Origin of the sequence: Sinomonas sp. P10A9 (genome assembly GCF_041022165.1) — a bacterium.
GTDB lineage: Bacteria > Actinomycetota > Actinomycetes > Actinomycetales > Micrococcaceae > Sinomonas > Sinomonas puerhi.
Genome location: NZ_CP163302.1, coordinates 2,040,390 through 2,066,257, shown reverse-complemented (window position 1 = coordinate 2,066,257; position 25,868 = coordinate 2,040,390). Strand labels below are relative to the sequence as shown.

At 68.6% G+C, this 25,868-nt stretch carries 22 protein-coding genes; 10 read left to right on the top strand and 12 right to left on the bottom strand.

The features are described from left to right. Positions 1-1,353 (bottom strand): acetyl-CoA C-acetyltransferase, encoded by a 1,353-nt coding sequence (locus AB5L97_RS09390; protein WP_369047286.1) that lies wholly within the window; start codon positions 1,351-1,353, stop codon positions 1-3. Between the two features lie 65 nt (positions 1,354-1,418). Here AB5L97_RS09390 and AB5L97_RS09385 point away from each other — a divergent pair, with 65 nt between their 5' ends. The 3 genes from AB5L97_RS09385 (at position 1,419) to AB5L97_RS09375 (ending at position 4,826) form a co-directional block, all read left to right on the top strand. After that, positions 1,419-2,228 carry a TetR/AcrR family transcriptional regulator gene (locus AB5L97_RS09385; RefSeq protein WP_307956419.1) on the top strand — a complete coding sequence of 270 codons (810 nt, stop codon included), beginning with the start codon at positions 1,419-1,421 and terminating at the stop codon, positions 2,226-2,228. Between the two features lie 44 nt (positions 2,229-2,272). Further along, on the top strand, positions 2,273-4,297 hold the full coding sequence (locus tag AB5L97_RS09380; protein ID WP_369047404.1) for an acyl-CoA dehydrogenase: 2,025 nt from the start codon (positions 2,273-2,275) through the stop codon (positions 4,295-4,297). 85 nt (positions 4,298-4,382) lie between these two features. After that, on the top strand, positions 4,383-4,826 hold the full coding sequence (locus AB5L97_RS09375; RefSeq protein ID WP_307956420.1) for an Hsp20/alpha crystallin family protein: 444 nt from the start codon (positions 4,383-4,385) through the stop codon (positions 4,824-4,826). Positions 4,827-4,904: 78 nt separating this feature from the next. Here AB5L97_RS09375 and glgA read toward each other — a convergent pair whose 3' ends face one another. Next, positions 4,905-6,098 carry a glycogen synthase gene (glgA, locus tag AB5L97_RS09370; protein WP_369047285.1) on the bottom strand — a complete coding sequence of 398 codons (1,194 nt, stop codon included), beginning with the start codon at positions 6,096-6,098 and terminating at the stop codon, positions 4,905-4,907. A 169-nt stretch (positions 6,099-6,267) separates the two neighbouring features. On the opposite strand from glgA, the gene AB5L97_RS09365 reads away from it, so the two are divergent. Next, entirely contained in the window at positions 6,268-7,653 is a 1,386-nt protein-coding gene (locus tag AB5L97_RS09365) for a glucose-1-phosphate adenylyltransferase (RefSeq protein WP_374049240.1), read from the top strand. A 52-nt stretch (positions 7,654-7,705) separates the two neighbouring features. After that, positions 7,706-9,169 (top strand): SDR family NAD(P)-dependent oxidoreductase, encoded by a 1,464-nt coding sequence (locus tag AB5L97_RS09360; RefSeq protein ID WP_307956423.1) that lies wholly within the window; start codon positions 7,706-7,708, stop codon positions 9,167-9,169. A gap of 71 nt (positions 9,170-9,240) precedes the next feature. Here the strand turns inward: AB5L97_RS09360 and AB5L97_RS09355 are convergent, their stop codons facing one another. From AB5L97_RS09355 to AB5L97_RS09340, 4 genes are all read right to left on the bottom strand, one after another. Further along, entirely contained in the window at positions 9,241-10,161 is a 921-nt protein-coding gene (locus tag AB5L97_RS09355; RefSeq protein WP_369047284.1) for a hypothetical protein, read from the bottom strand. 114 nt (positions 10,162-10,275) lie between these two features. Further along, positions 10,276-11,127 carry a transglutaminase family protein gene (locus AB5L97_RS09350; protein ID WP_369047283.1) on the bottom strand — a complete coding sequence of 284 codons (852 nt, stop codon included), beginning with the start codon at positions 11,125-11,127 and terminating at the stop codon, positions 10,276-10,278. Continuing rightward, positions 11,124-12,050: an alpha-E domain-containing protein gene (locus tag AB5L97_RS09345; RefSeq protein ID WP_307956426.1), complete on the bottom strand. Its 927-nt coding sequence runs from the start codon at positions 12,048-12,050 to the stop codon at positions 11,124-11,126. Before AB5L97_RS09345 ends, AB5L97_RS09350 begins: the two co-directional genes overlap by 4 nt. A gap of 78 nt (positions 12,051-12,128) precedes the next feature. Next, on the bottom strand, positions 12,129-13,688 hold the full coding sequence (locus AB5L97_RS09340) for a circularly permuted type 2 ATP-grasp protein (RefSeq protein ID WP_369047282.1): 1,560 nt from the start codon (positions 13,686-13,688) through the stop codon (positions 12,129-12,131). Between the two features lie 111 nt (positions 13,689-13,799). On the opposite strand from AB5L97_RS09340, the gene pepN reads away from it, so the two are divergent. After that, the gene (gene pepN / locus AB5L97_RS09335; protein WP_369047281.1) at positions 13,800-16,478 is read left to right on the top strand and encodes an aminopeptidase N; all 2,679 of its coding nucleotides are present in this window, start codon (positions 13,800-13,802) and stop codon (positions 16,476-16,478) included. 108 nt (positions 16,479-16,586) lie between these two features. Here pepN and AB5L97_RS09330 read toward each other — a convergent pair whose 3' ends face one another. Both AB5L97_RS09330 and AB5L97_RS09325 read right to left on the bottom strand, forming a co-directional pair. Next, entirely contained in the window at positions 16,587-17,645 is a 1,059-nt protein-coding gene (locus AB5L97_RS09330; RefSeq protein ID WP_369047280.1) for a lipoate--protein ligase family protein, read from the bottom strand. Between the two features lie 108 nt (positions 17,646-17,753). After that, a complete protein-coding gene (locus AB5L97_RS09325; RefSeq protein WP_307956430.1) occupies positions 17,754-18,011 on the bottom strand; it encodes a type B 50S ribosomal protein L31 in 258 nt (85 codons plus the stop codon). Positions 18,012-18,299: 288 nt separating this feature from the next. On the opposite strand from AB5L97_RS09325, the gene AB5L97_RS09320 reads away from it, so the two are divergent. Then, on the top strand, positions 18,300-19,352 hold the full coding sequence (locus AB5L97_RS09320) for a hypothetical protein (RefSeq protein ID WP_369047279.1): 1,053 nt from the start codon (positions 18,300-18,302) through the stop codon (positions 19,350-19,352). A 304-nt stretch (positions 19,353-19,656) separates the two neighbouring features. On the opposite strand, the gene AB5L97_RS09315 is transcribed toward AB5L97_RS09320, so the two are convergent. Beyond that, positions 19,657-20,724, bottom strand: a complete 1,068-nt coding sequence (locus tag AB5L97_RS09315) for a helix-turn-helix transcriptional regulator (protein ID WP_369047278.1) — start codon at positions 20,722-20,724, stop codon at positions 19,657-19,659. Positions 20,725-20,940: 216 nt separating this feature from the next. On the opposite strand from AB5L97_RS09315, the gene AB5L97_RS09310 reads away from it, so the two are divergent. The 3 genes from AB5L97_RS09310 to AB5L97_RS09300 all read left to right on the top strand — a co-directional run bounded on the left by AB5L97_RS09310 (position 20,941) and on the right by AB5L97_RS09300 (position 23,194). Further along, on the top strand, positions 20,941-21,225 hold the full coding sequence (locus tag AB5L97_RS09310) for a hypothetical protein (protein ID WP_369047277.1): 285 nt from the start codon (positions 20,941-20,943) through the stop codon (positions 21,223-21,225). A gap of 29 nt (positions 21,226-21,254) precedes the next feature. Next, positions 21,255-21,668 carry a nuclear transport factor 2 family protein gene (locus AB5L97_RS09305; RefSeq protein ID WP_369047276.1) on the top strand — a complete coding sequence of 138 codons (414 nt, stop codon included), beginning with the start codon at positions 21,255-21,257 and terminating at the stop codon, positions 21,666-21,668. A 146-nt stretch (positions 21,669-21,814) separates the two neighbouring features. Continuing rightward, positions 21,815-23,194, top strand: coding sequence for an FAD-binding oxidoreductase (locus AB5L97_RS09300; RefSeq protein ID WP_369047275.1), 1,380 nt, complete (start codon positions 21,815-21,817; stop codon positions 23,192-23,194). A gap of 134 nt (positions 23,195-23,328) precedes the next feature. Here AB5L97_RS09300 and AB5L97_RS09295 read toward each other — a convergent pair whose 3' ends face one another. From AB5L97_RS09295 to AB5L97_RS09285, 3 genes are read right to left on the bottom strand one after another with little or no spacing between them, the layout of a single operon-like run. Then, on the bottom strand, positions 23,329-24,201 hold the full coding sequence (locus tag AB5L97_RS09295; RefSeq protein ID WP_369047274.1) for a TrmH family RNA methyltransferase: 873 nt from the start codon (positions 24,199-24,201) through the stop codon (positions 23,329-23,331). Then, positions 24,194-24,991, bottom strand: coding sequence for a sulfite exporter TauE/SafE family protein (locus AB5L97_RS09290; protein WP_369047403.1), 798 nt, complete (start codon positions 24,989-24,991; stop codon positions 24,194-24,196). Before AB5L97_RS09290 ends, AB5L97_RS09295 begins: the two co-directional genes overlap by 8 nt. Further along, entirely contained in the window at positions 24,991-25,821 is an 831-nt protein-coding gene (locus tag AB5L97_RS09285; protein ID WP_369047273.1) for an ABC transporter ATP-binding protein, read from the bottom strand. Before AB5L97_RS09285 ends, AB5L97_RS09290 begins: the two co-directional genes overlap by 1 nt. Positions 25,822-25,868 lie beyond the last annotated feature (47 nt).

Below are 25,868 nucleotides of genomic sequence, written 5' to 3'. Positions count from 1 at the left end.
TCAGCGTCCCTCGAGGACGGCGACAACGCCCATGCCGCCAGCCGCACACACGGAGATGAGACCGCGCGCGGGCCGCCCGAGGTCGCCGGCATCGGTCCGCTCGTGCAGCTGCTTTGCGAGCGAGGCGACGATGCGCCCGCCGGTCGCGGCGAACGGGTGCCCCGCGGCGAGTGAGGAGCCGTTGACATTGAGCTTGGCTCGGTCCACCTTGCCGAACGCGCCCTCGAGTCCGAGCCGCTCGCGGCAGAAGTCGGCATCCTCCCACGCGGCGAGCGTCGCCAGGACGGTGCCGGCGAACGCCTCGTGGATCTCGAAGTAGTCGAAGTCTTCAAGGGTGAGGCCGAGCCGGGCGAGCAGGCGCGGCACCGCGAACACGGGCGCCATGAGGAGACCGTCCTTGCCGTGCACGAAGTCCACCGCGGCGGCCTCGCCGTCCACGACGTCCGCGAGGATCGGCAGGTCGCGCGCGGCGGCCCACTCCTCGGAGGCGAGCAGCACGGCCGCGGCGCCGTCGGTGAGCGGGGTCGAGTTGCCAGCCGTCATCGTCGCGTCCGCGCCAAGATGCCTGCCGAAGACGGGCGAGAGCTTGCCCATCTTCTCCATCGAGGTGTCGGCGCGGAGGTTCGAATCCTTCGTGAGTCCTCGGTAGGGGGTCACGAGGTCGTCGAAGAAGCCGCGGTCATAGGCGGCGGCGAGGTTCTTGTGCGAGGCGAGGGCGAGCTCGTCCTGCGCCTCCCGCGTGATGTTCCACTGCTTGGTGGTCAGCGCCTGGTGCTCGCCCATGGACAGGCCCGTGCGCGGCTCGCCCGTCCCGGGGGCATCGGGCGCGAGGTCCTTGGGGCGCAGGCGGGAGACGGCCTTGAGCTTCTGCTGGAGCGTCTTGGCACGGCTGAGTTCGAGGAGTACATCGCGCAGGCCCTCGCTCACGGCGATCGGCGCATCCGAGGTCGAGTCGACCCCGCCCGCGATGCCCGATTCGATCCGGCCGAGCTTGATCTTGTCGGAAAGCTGCAGAACTGTCTCGAGGCCCGTGGCACACGCCTGCTGCACATCGTAAGCGGGGGTCTCGGGGCTGAGGGCCGAACCGAGCACTGACTCGCGCGTGAGGTTGAAGTCGCGACTGTGCTTGAGCACCGCGCCGGCAGCCACCTCTCCGATGCGCTCGTCCTGCAGGCCGAACCGCGCCACGAGGCCGTCGAGCGCGGCCGTGAGCATGTCCTGGTTCGAGGTGCGCGTGTACGCGCCGTTGGCGCGGGCGAACGGGATGCGGTTGCCGCCGACGACGACAGCCCTCCGGATGCCAGCCGGGGACGAGGGGGAAGACGGGGAAGAAGTGGAAGAGGGGGTCGACATCTGAATGCCTCCGATGATTGTGACCTGAGTTACCGATACCAAGCGTACCTGATACGCTGGGTATCGTGAACTACCCCACCCCCCGTGCTGAAGGTCTCGGTACCGTCACGTACGACGTCGCGAGGCAGCCCATCGTCGACGGCCGCACCGCCCGCTGGGCGAACCACCGCGAGGAAAGGCGCGTCGAGCTGGTCCACGCGGCCCGCCGGGCCGTGCACCGGCTCGGACCGGACGTCCCCATGGAGGAGATCGCCGCCGCCGCGAGTACGTCGAAGTCCGTCTTCTACCGGTACTTCCGCGACAAGGCCGGGCTTCAGGCGGCGATGGGCGCCCTCGTGCTGGCTCAGATGCAGGTCCGCATCGCCCAGGCCGCCGCCGCGGCCCAGACCCCCTACGAGGGGCTCCGCGCAATGGTCGCCGCGTACCTCGGCATGGCCGTCCGTTCGCCCAACGTCTACGAATTCGTCACCCGCGTGCCGGTGGGCTCGGCACCGTCGGAGCCTGCCGTCCAGCGCGCCACCGCCGGCCGGAGCAGTGCCGCCGGGCACGCCGCGGATGAAGCGTTCGGGAGCTTCTTCGACGCGATCGCCACGATGATCCAGGCGCCGATGAGCCGCTACCTCGACCCCGCGGCGTCGGCCACCCTCGACTACTGGCCCAGCGCTGCCATCGGGCTCGTGCGGACCGCCGGCGAGCGCTGGCTCGCTGCTCCCCCCTCGCCCGAGAAGCCCGGCCTCGAACAGATGGCCGCCCTGATCGCCGACTGGCTCTTCGCCGGCATCGCCGCGCAGGCGAGCCACACGCAATCGGCGAGCGCCGCCGTCGTCCATGAACCACACCCCACCGCAGCCGTTCCCGCAAAGGAGACCCCGTGACCGATCCGACCACCGCTACCGCGACCGCCCCTGCCGAGGCAGACCTGGCCGACCTCGAGCCGTCGCCCCGTGTCGACGTTGCCGCCCTCGGGGAGCACCTCCTCGGTGCGTGGGCCGATGTCCGCAGGCAAGCGCGAGAGCTCGCCGCCAAGCCCGAGCTGCACAAGCTCGAGGGCCTGACCCACATCGAGCACCGCGAGCGGGTGTTCGGCCAGCTCAAATACCTCGTGGACCACCAGGCGATCCAGCGCGCATTCCCGAAGGAACTCGGCGGCGAAGACAACCACGGCGGCAACGTTGCGGGGTTCGAGGAGCTCGTGACCGCAGACCCGTCGCTGCAGATCAAGGCGGGCGTGCAGTGGGGCCTCTTCGGTGCCGCAGTGATGCACCTGGGCACCACCGAGCACCACAGGAAGTGGCTGCCGGGCATCATGGACCTGACCGTGCCGGGCGCGTTCGCCATGACCGAGATCGGGCACGGCTCCGACGTCGCGAGCATCGCGACGACCGCCACGTATGACGAGGCAGCCGACGAGTTCGTGATCAACACCCCGTTCCGCGCGGCGTGGAAGGAGTACCTCGGCAACGCGGCCAAGGACGGCATCGCGGCGACGGTGTTCGCCCAGCTCATCGTCAAGGGCGTCAACCACGGCGTGCACGCGTTCTACGTGCCCATCCGCGACGCGCAGACCAGGGAACCGCTTCGCGGGATCAAGACCGAAGATGACGGCGTCAAGGGCGGCCTCAACGGCATCGACAACGGCCGCCTCTGCTTCGAGGACGTACGCATCCCGCGGACCAACCTGCTCAACCGGTACGGCGACGTCTCCGCGGAGGGCACCTACACCTCCCCCATCGCGAGCCCCGGCCGGCGCTTCTTCACGATGCTCGGCACCCTCGTCCAGGGCCGCGTCTCGCTCGACGGCGCCGCGGTCGCCGCCTCGAAGGTCGGCCTCACCGCGGCCATCAGGTACGCGAGCGAACGCCGCCAGTTCAACGCTTCCTCCGAGACCGCCGAGGAGGTGCTCCTGGACTACCAGCGCCACCAGCGCCGCCTCTTCCCGCTGCTCGCGGCCACGTACGCGATGAGCTTCGCCCACGAGGAGCTGCTGGGGAAGTTCGACGGCGTGTTCTCCGGTCAGCAGGACACCGACGAGGACCGCCAGGACCTGGAGACCTTCGCCGCCGCGCTCAAGCCGCTCTCCACGTGGCACGCGCTCGAGACGCTCCAGGAGTGCCGCGAGGCGTGCGGCGGCGCGGGCTTCATGATCGAGAACCGCTTCGCTTCCCTGCGCGCGGACCTCGATGTCTACGCGACGTTCGAGGGCGACAACAACGTGCTCCTCCAGCTCGTCGCCAAGCGGCTCCTGAACGACTACGCCAAGGAGTTCCGCGCCATGACCGTGGGGGCCCTGGCCAAGTTCGCGCTCGGCCAGGCACGCGGCGTAGCGTTCAAGACCGGCCTCGGCGCCGTGGGCCAGTTCATCGCCGACTCGGGGCGCGCCCAGCGATCAGCCCTCGCCCTGCGCGACCCCGACACCCAGCGGCTGCTGCTCGCCGAGCGGGTCCAGACCATGGTTGCGCAGGTGGCGCAGGCCCTCCAGGGCGCCAACAGGCTGCCGCAGGCCGAGGCGGCCGCGCGCTTCAACGACCACCAGAACGAGCTCATCGAGGCCGCCCGTGCGCACGCCGAGCTCCTGCAGTGGGAGGCGTTCACCGAGGCGCTCGAGAAGATCGAGGATCCCGGTACCAGGCAGGTCCTGACCTGGCTGCGCGACCTCTTCGGCCTGACACTCATCGAGAAGCACCTCGAGTGGCACCTCATGAACGGCCGCCTGTCGATGCAGCGCGGACGCACCGTCGGCGAGTACATCAACCGGCTCCTCGCCAAACTCCGCCCCCACGCCCTCGACCTCGTGGATGCGTTCGGTTACACCCAGGACCACATCCGGTCAACCGTGGCGAGCGGGATCGAGGCGAAGCGCCAGGAGGAGGCCGCGGCGTACTTCGCCCAGCTGCGGAAGTTGGGCACGGCTCCTGTGAAGGAGAAGAACCTGAAGCGGCCGTAGGTCCCTTCCCCCTCCCAGCGGCCGGGACTAGCCTGAAGTCAGGACCCGGCCGCACCGGCGCCCGGGGCAACTCAGGAGGTTATCCGTGGGCGAGGGATGGGGCCGCAGAGGCCCGTGGGACATGATGCCGGAGGGCATGCGCCGCTTCGGCCTGCCGGACCAGTTCAGGCGATTCGTGGACGAGTGGGAGACCGCCTGGCTGCGAGTCGAGCAGTTCCGTGACGGCGACGCCCTCGTGGTGCGCGTCGAGCTGCCCGGCATCGACCCCGAGAAGGACGTGGACGTCACGGTGCACGACAGCGTCCTGTCGATCAAGGCGGAGCGCCGCGAGGACACCGAGAACAGATCGAAGGGCGGGTTCCGCAGCGAGTTCCGCTACGGCTCGTTCGCCCGCACGATCGACCTTCCCCGTGGCGCACACGGCGAGGACGTCAAGGCCAGCTACCACGACGGCGTCCTCGAGGTCCGCGTCCCGGTGGTCCCCGAAACGGGGCCTGGGCCCACCAAGGTCAACGTCAGTCGGGACTGAGGTCCGTAGCAGGCGATACGCGACGACGGCGACGTACCCCGCGCGGGGTGCGCCGCCGTCGTCGTGCGTAGTGACCCCTCAGAGGACGCTGCGGTAGACCTCGAGCGTGGATTGGGCGATGGTGTCCCACGAGAAGTTCGCCTCGGCACGGGTCCGGCCGGCCTCTCCCATCTCACGTGCGCGCGCCGGGTCCGAGACGACCTCCTCGAGCGCGGCGGCGAAGTCCGCGACGAACTTCTCGGGATCGGTCGGCGTGCCGGTGCCATCGGTGACCTGCTCGATCGGGACAAGCAGGCCGGTGGTGCCGTGGTCGACGACCTCGGGAATGCCGCCGGTCGCGGTCGCAACCACGGCCGCACCGCACGCCATGGCCTCGAGGTTCACGATGCCGAGGGGCTCGTAGATGCTCGGGCACGCGAACGCCGTCGCGTGGCTGAGCACCTGGATGAGCTCGGCACGCGGGAGCATCCGCTCGATGAGGATCACGCCGTCGCGCTCGGCCCTGAGCCCGTCGATGAGCGTGGCCGTCTCGGCCGCGAGCTCCGGGGTGTCCGCGGCTCCGAGGCAGAGCACCAGCTGGATGTCGGCGGGCAGCTTGGCCGCGGCACGCAGCAGGTACGGGACGCCCTTCTGACGCGTGTTGCGGCCGACGAAGACGACCGACGGCTTGGCGGGGTCGATACCCAGTGCCCGGACATGCTCGGTGCCCTCGTCGCGGCCCCACAGGGAGACGTCGATGCCGTTGTGCACCACCTTGACCTTGTTCGGGTCTACCTCGGGGTAGCAGCGCAGGATATCCGCGCGCATGCCGTGGGAGACGGCGATGATCGCGTTGGCGGCCTCATAGGCGGTCTTCTCGACCCAGGACGAGAGGCGGTAGCCGCCTCCGAGCTGCTCGGCCTTCCAGGGGCGCAGGGGCTCTAGGCTGTGCGCCGAGAGGACGTGCGGGATGCCGTGCATGAGCGACGCGAGGTGGCCGGCCATGTTCGCGTACCAGGTGTGCGAGTGCACGAGGTCCGCGCCCCCGACGTCGGGCACGATCCCCAAGTCGATGCCGAGGGTCTCGAGGGCCGCGTTGGACCCCTTGAGGTACTCGGGCACCTGGTATGAGGTCACCGTGGCGCCATTGACCTGCGGCTCGCGGGCAGCGCCGAAGGCGTGCACGTGCAGATCCACCTCGCGGGCGAGGACCCTGCTGAGCTCGGCCACGTGGACCCCGGCGCCGCCGTAGATCTCCGGGGGAAATTCCTTGGTCACAATGTCAATTCGCACGGGTTCAACGTAGTCCGTCATTCGATCGTGATCTAGTGTGAAGACAACCGCGCTCCGCAGCGGCGGAGGCTAGGTTACACAGGCCTTAACGACAGATGACGGGGGTTGCGCAGTGGCACCGAAGAAGGTATTGGCGATTGTGCTCGCCGGAGGCGAGGGGAAGCGCCTCATGCCGCTGACGGCGGACCGGGCCAAGCCCGCGGTTCCGTTCGCCGGTGGGTATCGGCTCATCGATTTCGCCATGTCGAACCTGGTGAATTCAGGATTCCTCCAGATCGTCGTCCTCACGCAGTACAAGTCCCATTCTCTGGACCGCCATATTTCCGAGACATGGCGGCTCTCTCCGCAGCTCGGGAACTACGTCGCCTCGGTGCCCGCGCAGCAGCGCGTGGGCAAGAGCTGGTTCCTCGGGAGCGCCAACGCGATCTACCAGTCGCTCAACCTCATCTACGACGCCCAGCCAGACATCGTCGTCGTGGTCGGCGCCGACCACGTCTACCGCATGGACTTCGGCCAGATGGTCGACTCACACATCGCGTCGGGCGCAAAGGCGACCGTCGCGGCCGTTCGGCAGCCGCTGAACATGGCGGACCAATTCGGCGTCATCGAGACCGACGCCGCCGAGCCGGCCAAGATCGGCGCGTTCGTCGAGAAGCCGGCCACCACGCCTGGCCTGCCCGACGATCCCGAGCAGTTCCTCGCGTCGATGGGCAACTACGTGTTCGACGCCGATGCCCTCGTCGACGCGCTCAAGAGCGACGCCGAGCGGCTCGACACGAAGCACGACATGGGCGGGGACATCATCCCGTTCTTCGTCGAGCGCGGCGAGGCCGGCGTCTACGACTTCACCACGAACGAGATCCCGGGCGCCACCGAGCGCGACCGCACCTACTGGCGGGACGTGGGTACGCTCGACTCCTTCTACGACGCCCACATGGACCTCATCTCGCCGCTGCCGGTGTTCAACCTCTACAACGCGAAGTGGCCTATCTACACCCACCAGAGCGTCTCCCCGCCCGCCAAGTTCGTCCGCGGCGCCGGCGGGACGGTCGGCATGGCGTTGGACTCCATCGTCTCGAGCGGTTCGGTCCTCACTGGCGGCATCGTCGAGGGATCGGTGCTCTCGCACGACGTGCGGGTGGAATCGGCTGCCCGCGTGCTCGGCTCGGTGCTCATGGACGGGGTGAAGATCGGCGCCGGTGCCGTCGTGAACCACGCGATCCTTGACAAGAACGTGGTCGTCCCGCCCGGTGCGACCATCGGCGTCGACGAGAAGCTGGACCGGCGCCGCGGGTTCGAGGTCACTGCGTCTGGCATCACCATCCTGTCCAAGGGCCAGGAGGTCCCCGAGCCGGACGAGGACGAGCGCAAGCTCGCTGCCGCGTGGCTGTCCAGGCTGCCGGCGGTCCTCGAGGAGGTCGCCTCGGACATGCCCGAGGTCGCCGAGAAGATCCAGGAGATCCACGCAACGGCCGCGGCCCGCGCCGTCACGGGTGAGCCGACCCACGACGGCGCGTCCTCGCCGTCATCCGCGACCACCCACGCCCAGGGCTGAGCCTCTGGGCCGAGCATCAGGGCAGCCTGGTCCGCCGGTAGAATGGGAAGCCATGAGCTCCCCCGACGTGCCCGCCGAACTGACCCCTGAGGAAATCCAGGCTGCCCTGAAGGTGCTCGGCACGATCCACACGTACGATGAGGAGCATCCCGACTACGTCGCGGTTCGGCGTGCCACGGGCAAGATGTTCAAGGCGCACCGGCGCTTCACGCGCACGCAGAAGCGAGACGCGGTGGCCGAGGCGGACAAGGCTGTCATCGCCCAGACGGCCACCGCGGCCCCGGACCGGATCGACGACGAGACGAGGGGCAACAAGCTCAAGCCGTCGGCGACCGGCGACGTCGCCGGGCATCTCCTCCGCTCGCGGCCCTGCTACATCTGCAAGCAGCACTACACCCAGGTCGACGCGTTCTACCACCAGCTGTGCCCGGACTGTGCCGCGATGAGCCATGCGAAGCGGGACGCACGCACCGATCTGACCGGGCGGCGCGCGCTCCTCACTGGCGGCCGTGCCAAGATCGGGATGTACATCGCCCTACGGCTCCTGCGCGACGGCGCCCACACGACCATCACGACGCGCTTCCCCAAGGATGCCGCGCGCCGCTTCGCCGCGATGGAGGACTCCGGCGAATGGCTCGACCGGCTCACGATCGTGGGGATCGATCTGCGCGACCCGTCCCAGGTCATGTCGCTCACCGACGCGCTCGACGCCTCGGGTCCGCTCGACATCATCATCAACAACGCCGCCCAGACAGTGCGTCGTTCGGGCAACGCCTACAAGCCGCTCGTGGACGCCGAGTCCGAACCCCTGCCTGCGGCCCTCCTGGCCTCCAACGGCGGTCCCGAGCTGCTCACGTTCGGGCATGCGCACGACAAGCACCCGCTCTCGATCGCCGGATCCGTCGCGGAGCATCCAGCGCTCGCGGGCGACGCCGTGACTGCGCTGGCGCTCTCGACTGGATCCGCTTCGCTCGACCGGATCGCTGCGGGGACCGCGATCGATGCTGGCGGCCTTGTCCCGGATGTTGCCACGATCAACTCGTGGACGCAGGTCGTGGACCAAGTAGACCCGCTCGAGATGCTCGAGGTCCAGCTCTGCAACGTCACCGCGCCCTTCCTCCTCGTCTCACGGCTACGGCCCGCAATGGCGCGTTCGACGGCGCGGCGCAAGTACGTGGTCAACGTCTCCGCGATGGAGGGCCAGTTCGGGCGGAAGTACAAGGGCCCTGGCCACCCGCACACGAACATGGCGAAGGCCTCGCTGAACATGATGACCCGGACGAGCGCCGGGGAGATGTTCGAGACCGACAGGATCCTCATGACCGCCGTGGACACCGGCTGGATCACCGATGAGCGGCCGCACTACACCAAGGTCCGGCTCGCCGACGAGGGCTTCCATGCTCCTCTGGACCTCGTGGACGGGGCTGCGCGCGTGTACGACCCGATCGTCATGGGCGAGGGCGGCACCGACCTGTATGGGGTCTTCCTCAAGGACTACAAGCCAAGCCCCTGGTGACGCCGCCCGCCCCTCCCCGCCCCCCGTCGATCCCGTTGAGGGGTCCTGGCGGACCGTTGAAGGGTCCCTGGTCATGCCGCCTTATCGCTCAAGAGAATCCGAAGCTCGTGGCGCACACGAGCAAAGTCATCGTGCAGGTCGTCGACCGTCGCGTAAATGAGGTCCCACCCAACGCGCCGGAAAGCGGTATCGCGCCATAAATCGATGTGCTGCTGGTCAGGCTCCAGATGGTGGCCGCCCTCATAGTGGATACCGATGCGACTCATCGGGTAGCCAATATCAATGCTCGGGGACCGAGGGTCCGTGGGATCCAGCCGGATCTGGAGCTCGGGCTCGGGGAATCCGTGGGCGATGAGGCACATCCGCAGGAGTGACTCCGGGACAGAATCGGAACCAACCCGCATGTCAGCAAGCGCCTCTTTGCACTTGCCGACCCCTTTGACCTTTGGATGGGCCCGTAGAAGGCGTGCAAGGGAAGCCTTCGTCTCGTAGGGCTCCCCTCGTCCTTCGAACTCGGGGCGGGGAACGCGGATCAGCTGATCGCCCAACGCAACGAGCGCGACGGGTGTTAGTTCATGCCCCAAGTCCAGCCACGTTCGGCCCGGACTGGTGAGACGCAAGCCTTCGCGCGCCTCGAGCTCGCCTTCCAGGATCCGCACACGGTGCCCCACGACACCGGGGCGGCGAACCCGAGGAAGGTGGGACGGCTTGCTCAGGTGAATCGCCGAGTGGTCCTCGATCCATCGGGGCAGCCACAGCCCGAGGATCGCGCCCGCGGTCCGATGGGACGCCCACGCCTCGGGGTTGACCGCCAGATGCGCACGAACGAGATCCTCCAGCCCGGGAGGTGCGGAACCTGGTACGAAGACGCCCCGACTGACCTGCCGGATGTCCTCGAGCCTGAGGTCAACAGGATTCAATCCGTGTGCCCGAGCCTCGTTGGCCGAGAAGGGACGTCCTAGGAGACTGTTCAAGTGCTCATCGGCGTTCATGCGCCCATGCTGGCATACCTTCACAGAGGGCCGCAGAAGTTATCCACAACCCTGTGCCAAAGACCCCACAACGCCCCGCCAGAGACCCCACAACGCCGCGAAGGATGGGGCGCGTCAGGCGACTCGCGTGATCTCTACCGTGACCTCCAGGTGCGAGCCTCCGCCGCCGGACAGGATGCCCTTGAGCGGGGGCACGTCGCGGTAGTCGCGGCCGCGGGCCACGGTCACGTGGAAGTCGCCGGCCGGCTTGTGGTTGGTCGGGTCCCACGAGCGCCACTCGCCGTCCCACCATTCGAGCCACGCGTGCGACTGCCCGGCAACGACCTCGCCGATCTCAGCCCCCGAGCGCGGATGGAGGTAGCCGGAAATGTACCGGGCCGGGATGCCGAGGCTCCGCAGCGACCCGATCGCGAGGTGCGCGAGGTCCTGGCACACGCCCTGGCGCTGGTTCCAGGCCTGCTCGGCGTCCGTGGTCACGCCGGTGGACCCCGGCATGTAGCGCATCTCCCCACGCATCCAGTCGAAGACGGCGTGGGCGGCCTGGTTCGGGTCCATGTCGCCGGCAAGGCCGGGGACGATTCCGAGCACCTCGGAGCCCGGGGCTGAGAGCCGGGACTGCGGCAGCCAGTCGCTGAACTGGTCCTCGACCTCGGGGCTGCGCAGCCGCTCCCACGAGACGACCTCGCCCTCCAAGGGGACGCGCTCGACCCGGTGCACTTCGACGGTGGTCGAGGAGACAACCTCGAGGTACTCGTGCGGGATCTGCATGTCGAACGCAGTGACGCGGCTGCCCCAATAGTCCTTGTAGGAGCTGACGGCGGCCTGGGTCGGCGCAACGCGCACCTGCGACTCCAGCACCACCTGCTGGGGCTCTGTCAGCGGCGTCATCCGCGCCTCGTTGTACGAGAGGGTGACCCTCTTGTTGTACCGGTAGACGGTACGGTGAAGGATCTTCAGCCGGGTCATGAAACCTCTCCCACCCAGGCCTGCTCGTCGGCCCTGTTGAAGTACTTGCGCGAGACCGCGTCGGACGTCTGGGCGACCGCCCGCTGGACCCGTTCCATGTGCTCGGGCAGCTCCGCCATGAGGTCGTCGGTGCGGTGGAACTCGAGGAACGTGCGTGTCTGCCCCACGATGCGGCGGGCGTCATTGATGAAGCCCACGCGCGTGTCGGACGGGTCGAGCTTGGCCAGCGCATCGTCGGCGTCGCGGAGCGCGTACACGATCGAGCGCGGGAAGAGGCGGTCCATGAGCAGGAACTCGGCGGCGTGACGGTCGTCGAACGCGGCGCGCCGTGTCCGCAGGAACGACTCGTAGGCGCCCGCGCACCGGAGCATATTGACCCACGACATCCCCGCAGTGTGCACCTCGCGTGTCGAGAGCATGCGGGCCGTCATGTCCGCCCGTTCGAGCGAGCGGCCCAGCACGAGGAACAGCCATCCCTCGTCGTGGCTCATCGTCGTGTCTGCGAGGCCCCGGACCATGGCCGTGCGCTCGAGGACCCAATTGCAGAAGCGGTAGGTCCCCACCACATCCTTGCGGTGCTGGCTGAGCCCGTAGTACGTCGTGTTGAGGCACTCCCACAGGCTCGACGACACGGTCTCGCGGGCGCGGCGGGCGTTCTCGCGTGCGGCACCGAGGGAGCCGGCGATGCTTGTCGCGTGGGAGCGGTCGTACGCGAGGGACTGCAGGAGGTCCGTGAGCCGGAAGTCCTCCTTGTCGGACTGGGAGCCCATGACGCCGAGCAGTTCCTGCGCGACGGTGCGCTGCTCGGAGGCCGGCAGGTGGTTGAGCCGCTCTAGGTGGACGTCGAGGATGCGGGCGGTCCCGTCGGCACGCTCCACGTAGCGGCCGATCCAGAATAGGGATTCAGCGATGCGGCTGAGCAAGTCGGCCTCCTCGGGCGGGATGGGCGGGTCGGACGGGATGGGACGGACGACGGCGCGCACTCACGCGGGCGGCCGGCCTCACTGCTGCTGCTGTTCTGCCTGGCGGTCGCGCCAGTTGCTCTCGACAGGCCAGACGCTCGTGCGCTCGCGGATGCTGATCGAGTGCCGCGGTTCGGCCTCGATGGGCACATCGGAGGACTGGGCGAGCACCCATGTGTCCTTCGAGCCGCCGCCCTGGCTCGAGTTCACGATGAGCGACCCCTCCTTGAGGGCCACCCGCGTGAGCCCGCCGGGGAGGACCCACACGTCGTCGCCGTCGTTGAGGGCGAACGGGCGCAGATCCACGTGGCGGGGCCCGAACCTGTCTCCCGAAAGCGTCGGAACGGTCGAGAGCTGCAGGACGGGCTGTGCGATCCACCCGCGCGGATCGGCGATCACGCGCTTGCGCAGAGTGTCGAGCTCCTCGCGGCTCGCGTCCGGCCCGATCACGAGCCCCTTGCCGCCGGAGCCGTCCACGGGCTTGACCACGAGCTCGGCGAGGCGGTCGAGGACCTCCTCGCGCGCGGCGTCCTCCTCGAGGCGGTAGGTGTCGACGTTGGCGATGATCGGGTCCTCTCCCAGGTAGTACCGGATGAGGTCCGGAACATAGGAGTAGACGAGTTTGTCATCAGCGACGCCGTTGCCCACGGCGTTGGCGATCGTCACACCGCCGGCACGGGCCGCGTTGACGAGGCCGGGGCAGCCGAGCATCGAGTCGGACCGGAACTGCAGAGGGTCGAGGTAGTCGTCGTCGATGCGCTTGTAGATGACGTCGACGCGCTGCTCGCCCGCCGTCGTGCGCATGTACACGCGGTTTCCGCGGCAGATGAGGTCACGGCCCTCGACGAGCTCCACGCCCATGAGCCCCGCGAGGAGCGTGTGCTCGAAGTACGCCGAGTTGAACACTCCCGGCGTGAGGACCACGATGGTCGGCTCGTCGACGCCCGCCGGTGCGGTCTTGCGCAGGGCCGCGAGAAGGCGGCGGGGGTACTCCTCGACGGGACGGATCGGCTGCTGGCTGAACGCCTCGGGGAGGCCCTTGGCCATGGCGCGACGGTTCTCGAGCACATAGCTCACACCGGAGGGGACGCGCACGTTGTCCTCGAGGACACGGAACGTGCCGGCCGAGTCCCGCACCACGTCGATGCCCGAGATGTGCACGCGCACTCCGCCGGCCGGCTCGAACCCGTGGACCTGACGGTGGAAATGCTGGCTTGTCGTGATGAGCCGCCGGGGGACGACGCCGTCGCTCACCAAGGCCATCTTGGAGTAGACGTCGTTGAGGAACGCCTCGAGCGCCTTGACCCGCTGGGCTACACCGCGCTCGAGGACGCTCCACTCGTCCGCGGGGATGATGCGCGGAACGATGTCGAGGGGGAAGGGCCGCTCCTCGCCCGCGAAGTCGAACGTGACGCCCCGGTCGAGGAAGGTGCGGGCCATCGAGTCCGCGCGCGAGCTCACATCCGCGAGGTCGAGTCCTGCGAGAGCCTCCGCGAGATGGCCGTAGCTGGGGCGTGCCGCTTGGCGCGGCGCGAACATCTCGTCGTACGCGCCGGTACGCTCGGCGGCGACTGAGTAGTCCTCGAAGAGATCCGACATAGGGGTTAGCTTTTCACCATTCGCGCCGCAACGCATGTCCGGTCGGGAATCCGGCGTGTTTCCGGCTTCAGGGGGCGATGGCGCCCCGTCGCGGGCGTGGTTGAATGGCGTGTGCCAACCCACAGCCTGAGCCGGGATGAGGCCGCCGAGCGGGCCCGTCTCATCGCCGTCGACTCCTACACAGTGACCCTGGACCTGCGCGAGGCGGAGGATCCCGCCTCGACCTCGTTCCCCACGACGACCGCCGTCGAGTTCCGCGCTGAGCCGGGCTCCGAGACCTTCGCCGACTTCCTCGGCGAGTCCGTGGTGCGGGTCGAGCTCAACGGCCGGCTCCTCGACGAGGCGGTGGTGTACGACGGCGCACGGATCCGCCTGACGGGTCTCGCAGCCCAGAACCGGCTCGAGGTCACCGGCTTGGCCCGGTACTCGCGCAGCGGCGAAGGACTGCACCGGTTTGTCGACCCGGCCGACGGCCGGACCTACCTGTACACCCAGTGCGAGCCTGCGGACGCGCGCCGCTACTTCGCGAACTTCGAGCAACCCGACCTCAAGGCGACGTTCGCGTTCACGGTGCTCGCGCCGTCGTCGTGGGTCGTGAGCGCGAATGGCGAGGCCACCGCGCAGGCCGAGCCGATTCCCGGCGACCCGGCGGCGGGCCGCTGGGATTTTGCTCCGACGCCGCCGATGCCCACCTATCTCGCCGCCGTGCTCGCGGGGCCGTACCACCGCGCCGAGGCGTCCTGGACCGGCACCACGCGCGACGGCGAGCCGGTCACCCTGCCGCTCGCCGCGTTCTGCCGCGCCTCGCTCGCGGAGCACTTCGACGCCGAGCGGATCTTCGACCTCACGCGGCGTGGCCTGGACTTCTACCACTCCGTCTTCTCCCCAGCCTACCCGTGGGGCAAGTACGAGCAGGCGTTCGTGCCCGAGTACAACCTCGGCGCGATGGAGAACCCGGGACTCGTGACATTCACGGAGCATTACGTCTTCACGTCCCGCGCGGCGGAATCGCAGTACGAGGGCCGGGCGAACACCCTCATGCACGAGATGGCCCACATGTGGTTCGGCGACATGGTGACCATGCGCTGGTGGGACGACCTGTGGCTCAAGGAGTCCTTCGCCGAGTACATGGGCACGCTCGCGGTGGACCGCGCGACGGACTTCTCGACGTCCTGGGTGAACTTCGCGAACCGCCGCAAGGCGTGGGCGTACCTCCAGGACCAGCTCCCCACGACGCACCCGATCGTTGCGGACATCCCGAACCTCGAGGCCGCCGAGCAGAACTTCGATGGCATCACGTACGCCAAGGGCGCCTCGGTCCTCAAGCAGCTCGTCGCGTACGTCGGCGAGGACGCCTTCCTCGCGGCCGCACGGGAGTACTTCGCCACGCATGCCTACGGGAACACGACCCTGGCGGACCTCCTCGACGCCCTCGAGCGGGCCTCAGGACGACCCATGCGCGAGTGGGCGGCGGCGTGGCTGCAGACCGCAGGTCTGCCAGTGCTGGAAACGATCGTGGAGACGGCCAGCGGGCGGGACGCTGGGACCGAGGGAGCGCACGACGGCGCACGGCTCACCCGGGTGGCCGTGCGGCAGATCGCCGTCGATCCCGTCACCGGCAAGCCCGCGCCGCGACCGCACGTGCTGCGCGTCGGACTGTACTCGCGGACGACCGGCGCCGCGGGCGGGGCAAGCTTGATCGAGCGGACACACCAGATCGAGGTGGACATTCGTGCGGACGCGCCGGACGGGGTCACAGAGCTGCGATCGCTGGCCGGGCTTCCGGTGCCGGACCTCCTGCTCGTCAACGACGATGACCTCACGTATGCGAAAGTGCGCCTCGACCGCCGCTCCGAGGACACGGTCCGCGAGAGCCTCGGATCCCTCGCCGATCCGCTCGCCCGCGCCCTCGCCTGGACGGCGCTGTGGCATGCGACGCGCGACGGCGAGACTCCCGCCGCGGACTACGTGCGCGCCGTCGAACGCTTCGGCGCCGGCGAATCCACGATCGGCGTCCAGCTGACGGTGATCGACAACGCCCGCACCGGGATCGAGCGGTACACGCACGGCGAGGGCCGGCCCGAGCTGCGCGCTACGTACCTGGCCGCCGTCGCGCGGGAGTTGCACGCGGCCGAGCCGGGCTCCGACCAGCAGCTCGCCTGGGCGCGGGCGTTGGCCAAGGGCAGCCGCTACGGCGGTGGACAGCTCGACCTCGTGCGCGGCCTCGTGGACGGCACTGAAACGCTCGGTGGCCTCGCAGTCGACCAGGACCTGCGCTGGTCGCTGTGGCAGGCTCTGGCAGCCCAGGGCCGGGCCGCGGTCGCCGAGCTCGACGCCGAGCTCAAGCGGGACCGGACCGCCAAGGGCAGCGTGGGCCACGCGGTCGCCGTCGCGGCGCAGCCGGATCCGAAGGCCAAGCAGGCGGCATGGCACGCGCTCATCGAGGGAGACGCGCTCTCGAACGACCTCGTCGGAGCGACCGTGGAGGGCTTCATGCTCGGGCTCGAGGCGCTGCGCCACCCGTTCATCGAGCGCTACTTCGCAATGCTCACCCGAGTGTGGGAGGAGCGCTCTCAGGAGATCGCCACGCGGCTCGTGGGCGGACTCTTCCCGGGCGACTCGACGCTCGCGTGGGACCAGACGCCTGCCCAGAACCCCGTGCTCGAGAGAACCGACCAGTGGCTCGCCGAGAACACCTCGGCGCCAGCCGCCCTCCGGCGCATCGTCATCGAGGAACGGGACCACCTCCACCGCGCGCTCGTCGCCCAGGCGCGGTCGCGGGAGGGTTAGCAGCCGGACCGGCAGTCCGGCGCACCACCAGACGCGTCTGGGGAGCGCGCACGACGGCGACCGCTCGCCGTCGTGCGTCCCGCTCACCGGTGCGGTGCCGCGGCCGCGCTACGGGACGCGGTGCAGCCACTCGCGGGTGGCGAACTTGCGCTTGGCGAGGGCGCGCGCGTCGGCGAGCGACGCCTCGGAGAGCGTCACCCGGCGAGCACCGTAGCGGCCCTCGAACGTGGCCATCATCGCCTCGAAGATGTCCTCTCGGGACATCCCGGTCTGCCGCTTGAGCGGGTCGACCCGCTTCTGGGCGCTCGCGATGCCCTTGTCCGAGATCTTCTCGCGCCCGATCCGCAGGACCTCGGTCATCTTGGCCGCATCGATGTCGTAGCTCATGGTCACGTGGTGCAGCATGCCGCCCGTGACGAGCCGCTTCTGCGCCGCTCCGCCGATCTTCCCGGCGTCCGTGGCGATGTCATTGAGCGGTTTGTAGAACGCCTTGACGCCGATCTTTGCGAGCGCCTCCATGACCCACGCGTCCAGGAAGGGGTAGGAGTCCGCGAACGAGAGCCCGTCGACGAGCGAGGAGGGAAGGTACAGCGAGTACGTGATGCAGTTGCCGGCCTCCATGAACATCGCGCCGCCGCCCGAGATGCGGCGCACCACGGTGACGCCGTGCTTCGCGACTCCATCCGGGTCGACCTCGTTGCGGTAGGACTGGAAGCTTCCTATCACCACCGAGCGCTCGTCCCACTCCCACAGGCGGAGGGTCGGATTGCGGCGCCCCTCCCCCACCTCACGGGTGAGGACCTCGTCCAGCGCGACGTTCTCGGTGATGGTGAGGGTGCTCGGCGGGATGATCTCCCACTCGTGGTCCGCCCACGTGGTCGCATGGCCAAGAGCGCGGCGGACCGCGACCGCCACGGAATCGGCGTCGAAGCCGAACATGACGGTGGAGGGACCAACCGCGTCGGCTACCGCCTGGCTGATCGTTGAGTTCGGTGCGTGCGCGGAGAGGCCGACGAGGGCCTCGTTGATGTCCGCGAGAGCCTCGTCCGGCTCAAGGAAGAAGTCGCCATTGATGCTCGCCCAGATAATCGAGCCGTCCTCGGTCGCGAGGTCCGCGATCACGAGCTTGCCGCCTGGCACTTTGAATTCGCCGTGATGTTCAGCCACGGATCCAGCCTAGACCCGGCCCGGCGCCGTCGGACGGCACCCGCTGTGCAGACAGCGAAGGCGCCGTCCCTGCGGGGGACGGCGCCTTCGGGTGGCAGTGGCCTGAGGTCAGGCCTTCTTGCCGAAGTTCTTGAAGCGAGCGTTGAAGCGCTCGACGCGGCCGGCCGAGTCCATGATGCGCTGCTTGCCCGTGTAGAACGGGTGCGACTCGGAGGAGATTTCGACGTCGATGACCGGGTAGGTCTTGCCGTCCTCCCACTCGGTGGTCTTGTCCGAGGAGACCGTGGAGCGCGTGAGGAACTTCTGGCCGGAGGCGAGGTCGTTGAAGACCACGTAATCGTACTTGGGGTGAATATCAGACTTCACAATAGGCCCTTTGCTTCTGCCCCTGGATTTTGCCAGAGGCCAGGTGTGAACGCCCTCCCGATTGGAGGACCAGCAGTCAATGCTACCAGTTCAGCGCGGGCGGAGCTCGCAAAAGCCCACGGCGCTCGCGGAAGCAATGGTGAGGCACTGGCGCCAGTGATGCTGGGCTTTCAGGGTCTTCCCACGACCCGGCAAGCCGGAATTCACCCGATGGCCACGCGGGAGCCACTCGGCAGGCGGATGGTGGCCACCGGGGGACGGACCGACACAACCGAACAGAGGACCGCCATGAACATCGAGACTCCCCGCCGCCGCGCGCTCGCGCTCGGCGCCGCTCTTTCCGCCGCCGTCCTGACCGGAGCCGCGATGCCCGCGCTGGCCGCCGCCACGACCCCGACCGGCACGGCCGATTCCTATACCGTGAAGACCTTCGCTGCCGTGGGCAGCGAGAGCAAGCCCGATGACATCGTCCGCCTCGGCAACAGCATCTACGTCGCGTTCCAGAACGGCGTCGGCTCGAACGGCGAGCCCGCCGCGAACGGCACCACCGCCAGCACGATCCAGCAGTACTCGCTCGACGGCAAGCCCGGCGCCTCGTGGAACATCACGGGCAAGATCGACGGCCTGGGCGCCGACGCCGCCAACTCCCGGCTGCTCGTCACGACCAACGAGGACGGCAACTCCTCATTCCACACCCTGACCCCGGCCGCAGGCACCCACGCCGTCAAGACCTATGCCTACACCGGGCTCACCCACGGCGGCGGAACCGATGCGATCTCCGTCTACCAGGACAAGATCCTTGTCAGCGGCTCGAACCCGGCGACCATCTCCGGCCCGGCCGTCTACCAGGTGACGCTCTCCGGCTCCACTGCGGCGCTCACTCCCGTCTTCCGGGACAACTCCACGGCCCAGCTCGCCGACGGCGCCCAGGCCAACTCGACGACCCTCGCGCTCACGGACCCCGACTCCAACACCGTGGTCCCCTCCTCGAGCCCGCGGTTCGCCAACGACTTCATGCTCGACTCCCAGGGCGACCAGCAGCTCATCTTCGCGAACAGCGCGACGGCACCGCAGCTGCAGGTGCTGAACCTGAACAAGCAGGTGGACGACACGGTCTTCGCCTCCGGTGCAGGTCAGACCCTCTGGCTCACCGACCCGGACCACAACACGGTCGACGCCGTGACCGGCAACTTCGCCAGCGGCACGGCCGTGTCCACCGTGACCCCTAAGTCGGGCGCGAACTACCTCGCCTCGCTCAACCTCGACAACGGAACGCTGACGCCCATCGCTGGCTTCGCCGCGGTCCACCCCAAGGGCCTGCTCTTCACGAGCGCAGGCTGACCGCGCACCAGCGCATCCAGCGGAGCGCGCGGCCAGGGCGCATCACCTGACTGCGCATCAACAGACCACGGAGCGCGGCGCCTTCCCGTCGAAGGCGCCGCGCTCCGTGGTCTGTGACCAGACGCTGTTTGGACCTGCAGGACTACTTCACCCAAACAGACACCGATGGACGTGGTCGCTGTTGGGTGGCGTTTCTGTGAGCCAGCGCGGAGACACGAGCCCCGAATCGCCCCCATGTGAGGCGTCGTGTGGATCCCAAGGCTCCCGCTGTTGTCGCTGCCCTCCCAGCTGTGGAGGCGTCGCGTCAGGCAATCGTGGCGACGAGTTCTCGTCTGCTGTGCACCCCAGCCTTGGCGAAGAGAGACTTCACATGGTCGTAGACGGTGTGTTCAGAGACGAACAGGCGCCGCGCGATCGTTGCGGTATCAAGCCCCTGCACCAGGAACGCCGCAATCTCGGTCTCTCGAGTCGACAGCCGGTACCCCAGGCACGCAAGGTCGAACACGTCGCGGGGAGAGGCCCGGCGGAGCGTCACCACCACGGTGCCGGTGGCATCGTCCAACCGCTGGCCTTCGGCCAGGACCCAGCAGCCGTCGGCCGAACGCAGCCGCACGCGGCACGTTGCGTTCGCTCGACCATTCCCGGAGGACTGGGCTGCGTAACGGACGCGGGCCGCCAGCTGGAACAGCGATGCCGGCACCGTGGTGCCGTAGGGCACCGCGGCCGGCTGGAGGTACTCGAGCCACTGCCCGGTGGCGGGAGTCTGAGCCGTGGCGCGCAACGACTGGTCGATCATCATGACGCCGACCGCGAAGTCCACGCCGCTATCGGGCCCCACTGGCCTTGCCATCGCGTGTCTCAGGGCAGCGGCAACGGGCTGATCGATCTGGCGCATGAGCTGCGCGTCCTCGTCGTCGAAAGGCCTGTCCTCTGCACCGCGGAACAGGTGCAGCTGCGCCCAGCAGTGGCGCGTATCGACGAACGCGACTCTCATTTCGTCGCCCAGCCCCGCAGGACCGAGCACTTCGCGCCACTCGATGCTGCGAGCCAAGTCCCCGCGCGTGCCGCGCGAGAGCGCCTCGACGTGCTCACCGGCGCGGTCCGGGACTGAGTGCAGCTGGGTGAACACGTCAGGGGCAGCTTCCCGGAGCTCCATGACCCGCGGCAGGCCAGCCCAGTGGGGGATCTCACCGATCCCAGTGGTCATGAGGTTTGATGCGGGATCGACCAGCGGCCAGCACCACGCATCGAACCCGATGGCCCGACGCAGCTCAGCCACGACCTCGCACCGCAGCGACTCCGCATCTAGGCCCGCCTCGGCAATGCGCACAATGCGCTCACGGCTACGCCGCTGGGCCGTGATAGTCCCCATGACGGAAGCGTGACAGCACCCGGCCGGATTGGGAACCCCCAGCACCGGGGGTGGCACGGGCCGCCCGAACAGCCGTGCGCCTCCGGGCGGTCGCACGGATCACGCATCGCATCCCGGATCCCCCGATCCTGGGGATGGTGGCCGGCCCCAGGACCTCGGAACGTAGAGACCAGTCGCCGCCATGACCGGGCGGCACCGATCTGGGAGGACCGACCGATGCAACCCACCTCGAGACCACCGGCAGTTCCGTCAATCCACGTCCGCGCGGCCGTCACCTGGCTTGCCCTGTTCCCGCTGGTGACCGGGGGCCTGTGGGCCATGGCACCGTTCGACGCCGCCTGGCCGCCCGTCCTGCGCACCTTCGTCCTCACGCTGGCTCTGGTCCCGCTCATGGTCTACCTCGTCGTCCCCGCACTGCTCAAAGCCGTCCTCGCCATCGCCGCCCGCCGAGGCCGCAGGCCGCAAACAGCGCCCACCCACCGCACCCCGAGCACTCCATGACCACGCGACCCCAACGGAAGGCCGAACCCATGGACCGCCATGCAATGGACCAGCTCATCGACCGGCACTGGGAAGCGGAGAACAGCGGCGACCTCGACGCCGCCATGGCCACGCTCCACCCCAACGTCTTCCACGACGTCGTCGGATCCCCGATCCACCCACTACGAGGGCGCGCCGCCGTCCGCGCCTTCTACGCCGACCTGCACCAGAACGTGCAGGGAGAGAGCCGAGAACCCCTCGTGCCGCGCCGCTACGGCCAGAACTTCTGCGTCGAAGATGTCCTCCACCGCGCAGTCGTCACCGGAACGATGCTCGGCATCCCCGGACACGGCCGCGCCGTCACCTTCCGCATCCTGCACGTCTGGGAGTTCGCCGACGGCCTCATCTCCCGCGAGAACGTCTGGCTGGACACCAACGCCATCCACCAACAACTCAGCACCTGAACCCACCTCCCCACTCGCCAGACCGCACGACCGGATCCCGACCTCACACCGTGGCGAAATCGATGTCGGTGAGGCTCGACACCGCCCCGGGACGGGGCCACCATGGGTGCAGCCTCTGGGTCTGGCTGCGGGAAAGGACCTGGCTCATGTCATCTGCGGAGCTCCACCCGGACGACGTTGCCGGTCTGGGCAATCGGCTCGCGGGCGAGCTGGTCGCCCCGGGCGACGAGCTGTACGACCAGTACCGCCACGTCTGGAACGGGATGATCGACAGGCGGCCTGCCATAATCGCCCGCTGCCGCTCGAGCGATGACGTCGTCGCTGCGGTCAACTTCGCCCGCACGCACGGCCTGCTGCTGGCCGTTCGAGGCGGGGGCCATAGCTTCGCTGGGTTCTCGACGTGCGACGGCGGAATGGTGCTCGACCTCTCCGCAATGCGTACCGTTCAGGTCGACCCCGATCATCGGGTGGCCCGGGCGCAGGGAGGCGTGACCTGGGCCGTCTACGACGCCGCCACGCATGCGCACGGACTGGCCAGCACCGGCGGGCTGGTCTCGACCACCGGGATTGCAGGCCTGACGCTCGGCGGCGGGATCGGCTGGCTGCAGCGCCGATGGGGTCTCGCGTGCGACAACCTCCTCTCCGCTGAGGTGGTCACCGCCACCGGAGAGATCGTGAGGGCCAGCGAATCGGAAAACCCGGAACTGTTCTGGGGGCTGCGCGGGGGCGGAGGAAACTTCGGCGTCGTCACAGAGTTCGAGTTCCGGCTGCATCCCGTGACTGACGTGATCGGTGGGCTGATGCTGTTCACCGCGGATCGGGCCGGGCGGGTGATGCGGGCATACCGCGACTACGTATCCGCCTGCCCGGACGAGCTCACAACCTGGCTCTCGATGGTCACCGCGCCGGCGGCTGACTTCGTGCCCGCGCCGATGCACGGCAGGCCGGCACTGGCGGTGCTGGCCTGCCATTGCGGTGACCCAGCTGATGCCGAGGCCGCGCTGCTGCCGCTGCGAGACCTCCAGCCCGAGGTGGACCTGATCGGGCCCATGCCATACCCGCAGCTGCAGTCCGTGCTCGACGAGGACTTGCCGCCCGGAGTCCGCTGCTACCTCAAGTCCGGCTACACCCCCGCGCTGACGGACTCGTTGATCGGCGTCATCGCCGAACACACATCGGCGATGCCCTCCCCGGCGAGCACCTTCGACTTCCACCACATGGGAGGGGCGATCGCCCGGGTACATGACCGTGCCACCGCGTTCGGGGACCGGCGATCAGCGTTCTGCTTCAATATCGTCGGTGTCTGGGATCAAGCCGAGGACGACGACGCCAACCTGGCCTGGGTACGCAGCTTCGCCTCAGCCCTCACGCCCTTCGACACCGGCGGCGTGTACGTCAACTTCACCGCCGAAGACGCCTCCGTCCAGGCCGCATACGGCGACGAGAAGTACGGGCGGCTCAAGGCCCTCAAACAGCAATACGACCCGACCAACCTCTTCAAGCTGAACCAGAACGTCATCCCGTAACGATGCCGAAGTCCGGGTGAGCCGCCCCCGGTCTAGTGGAGCGTGAGTTCCCCCAGTGCCGGTTGGTGCTGGGGAGGCACCATGTGCAGTTGGCGACAGGCACCGCAGCCAGATGGGTCGGTGATACCGGCCCGCTACCTCGTCGCGTAGAAGGCGACCGCCGATGACGCGGCGACGTTGAGCGAGTCCACGCCGTTCATCATCGGAATCGTGACCCGCCGGTCCAGCACCTGATCCGTCTCCGGGGCCAGGCCCTCCCCCTCGGTGCCGAAGACCAGCGCCAGGTTCTCGTGGTCCTCAGCGACCAGCTCGTCGAGCGTAATCGCGCCCTCCCCCAACGTCATCCCGGCCACGACGTAGCCGGCCTCCTTCAGCAGCGCGGCGTCTGCGGGCCACGATTCAATCCGCGTCCACGGCACCTGGAAAACGGTGCCCATCGACACACGTATCGAGCGGCGGTAGAGCGGGTCAGCGCACTGCGGAGTCACCAGCACGGCGTCGACGCCGATCGCTGCGGCGCTGCGGAAGACTGCACCGACGTTCGTATGGTCCGTAAGGTTCTCCAGGACTGCGATCCTCGAACGTCGTTTCTCCTCGAGCGCTGCGACCCGGTTCGCACCCGCGAGGAGCTCTTCCACGGGAACGGGCTCGGGGCGGTGCATGGCCGCCATCGCGCCCCGGTGGAGGTGGAACCCGGTGATCTCCTCGAGGAGGTCGGGGGTGCCCACGTATGCGGGGACGTCTGGGTGCGCGGCGAGGACGTCCGCAAGCCCCTCGAGCCACTTGTCCGCGAGGAAGAACGAGCGGGGCCGGTGCCCCGCCTCGAGGGCCCGCCGCAGTACCCTGGAGGATTCCGCGATGTAGAGGCCCTCCGCGGGCTCCCGGACCTTGCGCAAGTGGACATCCGTGAGCCGCGTGTAATCGGCCACGCGGGGGTCATCGGCCGAGGTCAGGCGCACGATCTGTGGGCCGATGTGCTGCTCCCCATCCGCAGGCACGTCAGCCATGGAAGAGTTTGCTGAGAAGGTTCGCGAGAGCCACGACGCCGAGGATGACGATCACGATGCGCAGCACGATCGGCTTCATGCGCCGGCCGATGCCAGCGCCGAGGAAGCCGCCGAGCGTGGAGCCGACCGCGATCAGCAGCACCACGAGCCAGTCGATCCGATCGAACGCGAACAGCAGGTAGGCGGCAGCGGCGACGAGGTTCACGACGAGGCTGAGGACCACCTTGATCGCGTTTGACTGCTGGAGCGTCCCGTGGAAGAACACCCCGAGCACGCCCATGAGCAGGACCCCCTGGGCGGCAGTGAAGTAGCCGCCGTAGACGCCGATGAGGAACACGAGGATGTACAGCACCATCGGGATCTTCTGCAGATCGGCCTGCTCCGGGGTGATGTGCTCGAGGGACTGCCGTGCCTTGGCCCACGCCGACAGGCGCGGCTGGAAGATCACCAGCAGAATGGCGACGACGATGAGCACCGGCGCGACGTACCCGAAGACGGACTCCGGCAGGTGCAGGAGCAGGAACGCGCCCAAGAGCCCGCCGACGAGCGATGCCGGCAGGAGCTTGACCAGGGTCCGCTTGGCGCTCACCGCCTCGCGCCGGTAGCCGTAGGCCCCCGAGAAGCCCCCTGCCACAAGTCCCATCGCATTCGAGATGATGGAGTTGACCGGGCTATAGCCGAGCGCCACCAGCACGGGGAACGTCACGAGCGAGCCCGAGCCGACGATGGTGTTGATCGTGCCGGCCCACAGGCCAGCGAGGAAGATGAGGACGTCGCCCCAGAACCCCATCACGCGGTCTGCACAGACTGAGCAGCCGCCCCGTCCTGTGGTGTGACAGCCTTGGCAACCGCCGTATAGCGACCGTCGTTGGCGCGCACGTCGAGCGGGAGGCCGAACGCCGCGCTCAGGTTCTCCTCGGTGAGGGTCGATCCGATGGGACCGGAAGCGACGACGCCGCCGTCGCGCAGGAGGAGCACGTGGGTGAAGCCCGGCGGTACCTCCTCGAGATGGTGGGTGACGAGCACGAGGGCGGGCGCGTCGTCGTCCTTCGCCAGCTCGGAGAGCTTGTACACGAGCTCCTCGCGGCCGGCGAGGTCGAGGCCCGCACCGGGCTCGTCGAGGAGGAGAAGCTCGGGATCGGTCATGAGTGCCCGCGCGATCTGGACACGCTTGCGCTCCCCCTCCGAGAGCGAGGCGAACATGCGGCCCAGCAGCGGGCCCATGCCCCACTCGTTCAGGAGGCGGAAGGCGCGGCGCTCGTCATCCCTCTCGTACTCCTCGAGCCACCGACCGGTCACCCCGTAGGCGGCGGTCACGACGACGTTGAGGACCTTCTCGTCCTCGGGGATCTGGTTCGCGAGCGCTGCGGAGGACAGGCCGATGCGCGGGCGCAGCTCGAAGACGTCGACCTTGCCCATCGTCTCGTCGAGAATCTCGACCCGACCGCTCGTCGGGTGCAGGCGCGCTGCAGCAAGCGACAGGAGGGTGGTCTTGCCTGCGCCATTGGGCCCCAGGACGACCCAGCGCTCGCCCTCGTTAACCTGCCAGTTGATGCCGTCCAGCAGCTTCTTCGTCCCGCGGACGACGCTGACGCCGGACAGCTGGAGAACATTGCTCATGGCTCCTGACATTAGTGCAGTTGGTTCGCCCGCCGCGAACTCCGGGC

Excerpts from the sequence above, each read along its gene's own strand:
- AB5L97_RS09390 (WP_369047286.1), bottom strand. The coding sequence starts at position 1,353 with ATGTCGACCCCCTCTTCCACTTCTTCCCCGTCTTCCCCCTCGTCCCCG.
- AB5L97_RS09365 (WP_374049240.1), top strand. The coding sequence starts at position 6,268 with ATGCCGCTGACGGCGGACCGGGCCAAGCCCGCGGTTCCGTTCGCCGGT.
- AB5L97_RS09360 (WP_307956423.1), top strand. The coding sequence starts at position 7,706 with ATGAGCTCCCCCGACGTGCCCGCCGAACTGACCCCTGAGGAAATCCAG.
- AB5L97_RS09355 (WP_369047284.1), bottom strand. The coding sequence starts at position 10,161 with ATGAACGCCGATGAGCACTTGAACAGTCTCCTAGGACGTCCCTTCTCG.
- AB5L97_RS09350 (WP_369047283.1), bottom strand. The coding sequence starts at position 11,127 with ATGACCCGGCTGAAGATCCTTCACCGTACCGTCTACCGGTACAACAAG.
- AB5L97_RS09340 (WP_369047282.1), bottom strand. The coding sequence starts at position 13,688 with ATGTCGGATCTCTTCGAGGACTACTCAGTCGCCGCCGAGCGTACCGGC.
- AB5L97_RS09320 (WP_369047279.1), top strand. The coding sequence starts at position 18,300 with ATGAACATCGAGACTCCCCGCCGCCGCGCGCTCGCGCTCGGCGCCGCT.
- AB5L97_RS09315 (WP_369047278.1), bottom strand. The coding sequence starts at position 20,724 with ATGGGGACTATCACGGCCCAGCGGCGTAGCCGTGAGCGCATTGTGCGC.
- AB5L97_RS09310 (WP_369047277.1), top strand. The coding sequence starts at position 20,941 with ATGCAACCCACCTCGAGACCACCGGCAGTTCCGTCAATCCACGTCCGC.
- AB5L97_RS09305 (WP_369047276.1), top strand. The coding sequence starts at position 21,255 with ATGGACCGCCATGCAATGGACCAGCTCATCGACCGGCACTGGGAAGCG.
- AB5L97_RS09300 (WP_369047275.1), top strand. The coding sequence starts at position 21,815 with ATGTCATCTGCGGAGCTCCACCCGGACGACGTTGCCGGTCTGGGCAAT.
- AB5L97_RS09295 (WP_369047274.1), bottom strand. The coding sequence starts at position 24,201 with ATGGCTGACGTGCCTGCGGATGGGGAGCAGCACATCGGCCCACAGATC.
- AB5L97_RS09290 (WP_369047403.1), bottom strand. The coding sequence starts at position 24,991 with ATGGGGTTCTGGGGCGACGTCCTCATCTTCCTCGCTGGCCTGTGGGCC.
- AB5L97_RS09285 (WP_369047273.1), bottom strand. The coding sequence starts at position 25,821 with ATGAGCAATGTTCTCCAGCTGTCCGGCGTCAGCGTCGTCCGCGGGACG.